Raw genomic sequence first — 536 nt, 5'->3', positions numbered from 1 at the left:
GATTTTCTTTGTTGATTGCTTTATCTGCTACCTCTAATCCCTTGATCAGAATTACCGGCACATTAAATCCTGCTTCCACAAAATTTTCTACAATACTGCGGATTTCATTGACCAGGAGCGATGCCAGCACAAACCATCCAAGCAGTGTGGTAATGCCCAGATCCACTCCGATCACAGTTCCGATCTCGATAAAGATTGCCGCTGCACCAAATGCAACCGCAATCATGATCCAGTATCCAAGTTTCTTCAAAACACCTTTCCAACCTTTTACGGAGTTTTCTTTTTTGGTCATTCTGGATTTCATCCAGCCCGTAATCCAGTCTGCTACATTTAACAGCAAAAAGGCCGCAAATAAAATCCAGTGTTCACCCAGTATAAAACTCAAGATTGCTACCACTGCTCCTGTAATAGCATTGTATGTATCAATTACCGTGCTTGCCATTTTTTTCATGCCCTCACTTTCCTTTCTATTCTCTTTTTTAATTCATTACATAAAAAATAAGACCCTTAGGTCTTGCTCTAATCTCCATTTCCGC

1 protein-coding gene is annotated in these 536 nt (G+C 40.5%); it reads right to left on the bottom strand.

What is annotated here, in order from left to right; all coding sequences use genetic code 11:
• A partial coding sequence (locus JMF81_RS03065; protein ID WP_201310003.1) for a phage holin family protein occupies positions 1–451 on the bottom strand: 451 nt, incomplete at its 3' end.
• Positions 452–536: the final 85 nt, after the last annotated feature.

This window comes from Anaerostipes butyraticus (assembly GCF_016586355.1).
GTDB lineage: Bacteria > Bacillota > Clostridia > Lachnospirales > Lachnospiraceae > Anaerostipes > Anaerostipes butyraticus.
This window is presented reverse-complemented; position numbering and strand designations above follow the sequence as displayed.